Annotated in this window: 3 protein-coding genes and 1 pseudogene; 1 reads left to right on the forward strand and 3 read right to left on the reverse strand. The window is 49.4% G+C overall.

The features are described from left to right. Window positions 1-281: pseudogene (locus tag KQJ19_RS24155) on the forward strand (alternative ribosome-rescue factor A); the annotation flags it as partial. Here KQJ19_RS24155 and mscL read toward each other — a convergent pair. The 3 genes from mscL to rsmB form a co-directional block, all read right to left on the reverse strand. Further along, the gene (mscL, locus tag KQJ19_RS22965) at window positions 163-576 is read right to left on the reverse strand and encodes a large-conductance mechanosensitive channel protein MscL (protein ID WP_016154742.1); all 414 of its coding nucleotides are present in this window, start codon (window positions 574-576) and stop codon (window positions 163-165) included. The pseudogene KQJ19_RS24155 and the gene mscL overlap by 119 nt on opposite strands. 141 nt (window positions 577-717) lie before the next feature. After that, entirely contained in the window at window positions 718-2,094 is a 1,377-nt protein-coding gene (trkA, locus tag KQJ19_RS22970) for a Trk system potassium transporter TrkA (RefSeq protein WP_003031153.1), read from the reverse strand. A 21-nt stretch (window positions 2,095-2,115) separates the two neighbouring features. Beyond that, entirely contained in the window at window positions 2,116-3,405 is a 1,290-nt protein-coding gene (rsmB, locus tag KQJ19_RS22975; RefSeq protein WP_200047534.1) for a 16S rRNA (cytosine(967)-C(5))-methyltransferase RsmB, read from the reverse strand. Window positions 3,406-3,446: the final 41 nt, after the last annotated feature.

A 3,446-nucleotide genomic window follows, 5' to 3' on the forward strand; every position in this document is an offset into this window, starting at 1 on the left:
GCTTCTACATGACCCACTGTTCAGGCAGCGCATTGAGAAAAATAAGAAAGGGAAAGGAAGTTATCTACGTAAAGGTAAACATGGTAATCGGGGTAACTGGGAGGCCAGTGGCAAGAAAGTCATTCACTTTTTTACCACTGGCCTTCTTGTTTCAGTGAGTGCTTAAGAGCGGTTATTCTGTTCTTTCAGCAGGTCACGAATTTCACTCAGCAATACTTCTTCTTTCGATGGCGCCGGCGGTGCTGCTGGCTCTTCCGCTTTTTTACGGTTCAGTTTGTTGATCAGCTTGATTGCCATAAAGATAGCAAACGCAACAATAACGAAATCAAAGATATTCTGAATAAATACACCGTAATGCATAACGACTGCAGGGATATCTCCCTGTGCATCACGTAGTGTTAAAGCAAACTGTTTAAAATCAATTCCACCAATTAACAACCCCAGCGGCGGCATGATGATATCGGCAACCAGTGATGAAACTATCTTCCCAAATGCCGCACCAATAATGACACCCACTGCCAAATCGACAACATTCCCGCGCATCGCGAATTCGCGAAATTCTTTAATAATGCTCATCTTATTCTCCCTATGCAGCTGACGTTTATAAGTTTAACAAATGTTTAGGCAATTTCCATTTATGTATTGCCTAAATAAAAATTTATTAAACCATGAAAAATAAAGGGAAATAATTTAGGCGCAGTTTCAGCGCCCAAATTATTACAGGAAGAACGGACTTGGCTGGAATAGTCGCTCGACGTCGGTAATAAACTTTTTATCTGTCAGGAACATAATTACGTGATCGCCCTGTTCAATACGCAGGTTATCATTGGCAATCATCACATCGTTACCACGCACAACGGCGCCAATAATGGTTCCTGGTGGAAGTTTAATTTCATCAATTGAGCGACCCACAACCCGTGACGTCGTTTCATCACCGTGTGCAACGGCTTCAATAGCTTCCGCGACGCCACGGCGCAGTGAAGATACACCAACAATATCCGCTTTACGCACATGACTGAGCAGCGCAGAGATGGTTGCCTGCTGCGGTGAAATCGCAATATCGATCACGCTGCCTTGCACCAGATCGACGTATGCTCTGCGTTGGATCAACACCATCACTTTCTTGGCGCCCATCCGTTTGGCAAGCATCGCCGACATGATATTCGCTTCATCATCGTTGGTTACCGCAATGAACAGATCAACCTGATCGATATGTTCTTCCGCCAGCAGCTCTTGATCCGAGGCATCACCAAAAAAGACGATCGTATTTTGCAGTTTCTCTGCAAGCTCGGATGCGCGCTGTTGATTACGTTCAATCAGTTTGACGCTGTAATCTTTTTCCAGCCGCCGTGCCAGCCCGGCGCCAATATTACCGCCGCCCACTAACATAATGCGTTTGTAAGGCTTTTCCAGACGCTGTAATTCGCTCATTACGGCGCGAATATGCTGCGAGGCCGCGATGAAGAAAACTTCATCACCCGCTTCAACAATGGTAGAACCTTGCGGACGGATCGGTCGGTCATGACGGAAAATCGCCGCAACGCGGGTATCGATGTGCGGCATATGCTCACGCATTGTCGACAGCGCATTACCAATCAGCGGCCCACCGTAATAGGCTTTCACCACGGCCAGGCTGACTTTTCCTTCGGCAAAATTCACTACCTGCAATGCGCCCGGATATTCAATCAGGCGATAAATGCTATCGATAACCAGTTGCTCAGGCGCAATCAGGTGATCGATAGGCACCGCATCAGATTGAAATAGCTTGTCCGCATCACGAACGTAATCCGGTGAACGAATACGAGCGATGCGATTAGGCGTGTTAAACAGTGAATAAGCTACCTGACAGGCAACCATATTTGTTTCATCTGAGCTGGTTACGGCAACCAGCATATCAGCATCGTCGGCACCGGCTTCTCGTAGAACGCGGGGATGCGAACCATGCCCTTGCACGACACGGAGATCAAACTTGTCCTGCAGGCTACGCAGGCGCTCACCATTGGTATCGACTACCGTGATATCGTTGTTCTCTCCGACCAGGTTTTCAGCCAGCGTACCGCCAACTTGCCCTGCGCCCAGAATGATAATTTTCATCAGTCGCGACCCGTTATCTCATCACTTTTTGATTAGCTTAGCGTAAAAGAAACCATCACCATCTTCCGCACTCGGTAAATTCTGACGTCCAGGTTTTTCCGGCGTACCAGTGACGCTTAATACCGCATCTGGCGTGCGCGCAAGGAAGGCGGCAATTTGCTGTTGGTTTTCTTCTGGCAGGATAGAGCAGGTTGCATAAACCAGCGTGCCGCCAGGTTTAAGATGTGGCCAGGTTGCATTCAGGATTTCAGCCTGCAACTGGGCAAGTTCAGCAATATCCCGGTCGCGACGTAGCCATTTGATATCCGGATGGCGACGGATCACTCCGGTGGCAGAACACGGAGCGTCCAGCAAAATACGGTCAAACTGTTGTTCACCGCACCACTGCTGTGGATAGCGGCCATCACCCTGTTTTACGGTTGCCTTCATACCCAGACGTTTTAGATTGTCGAAAACGCGCGATAAGCGTTTTTCATCAACATCGACAGCCATTACGTTAGCGTGCGGAGCAACTTCCAGAATGTGAGTGGTTTTGCCCCCCGGCGCACAGCATAGGTCGAGGATCTGTTCACCGTCCTCCGGCAACAGATAGTTTATGCATCCTTGAGCGGAAGCATCCTGGACGGTTACCCAGCCTTCATCAAAACCTGGGAGGGCGTGCACAGGAGCTGGCGTTTCCAGACGCACTGCATCCGGGTAATCTGGATGCGGGATACCGGTTAATCCCGCTTCGGTCAGCAGGTCCAGCCAGGCATCGCGCGTATGATGGTTACGATTGACACGTAACCACATCGGCGGTCGCTGGTTATTGGCTTCAAGAATGGCTTCCCACTGCTGCGGATAAGCGGCCTTAATACGTTTCACCAGCCAGGAGGGGTGTAAGAAACGTAAATCGCTTTGAGAGAATTCAGCCAGTAGCTCTTCTTGACGGCGCTGAAACTGGCGCAGCACGCCGTTGATCAGCCCTTTAAGCTGCGGACGCTTAATAACGACTGCGCCTTCTACGGTCTCTGCCAAAGCAGCATGCGGTGGAATACGAGTATGCAGCAGTTGGTAGAAGCCCACCATGATCAGATAGTGAACGGTGCGCTGTTTGCCCGTCATTGGACGTTCCATCAACTGCTGGATCATCCACTCCAGTTGGGAGAGTGTGCGCAACACACCGAAGCAAAGCTCCTGCAACAGTGCTTTGTCTTTATCGGCAACTTTTTGCTGCATGGCGGGCAGCACGTTGCTTAATGATTGTCCCTTTTCGACAACCTGTTCGACGGCCTGGGCCGCCATACTGCGTAAATTAAGATGTTTTTTCATAAGCGCAAAAATAAAAATGCCCGGAGATACCGGGCTTAAAG

It is taken from the genome of Citrobacter sp. S46_ASV_140, assembly GCF_018919545.1.
Classification (GTDB): Bacteria; Pseudomonadota; Gammaproteobacteria; order Enterobacterales; family Enterobacteriaceae; genus Citrobacter; species Citrobacter braakii.

What these genes read in the sequence shown, in the direction of transcription:
- trkA (WP_003031153.1), bottom strand. Translation starts at nt 2,094, where the DNA reads ATGAAAATTATCATTCTGGGCGCAGGGCAAGTTGGCGGTACGCTGGCT.
- rsmB (WP_200047534.1), bottom strand. Translation starts at nt 3,405, where the DNA reads ATGAAAAAACATCTTAATTTACGCAGTATGGCGGCCCAGGCCGTCGAA.
- mscL (WP_016154742.1), bottom strand. Translation starts at nt 576, where the DNA reads ATGAGCATTATTAAAGAATTTCGCGAATTCGCGATGCGCGGGAATGTT.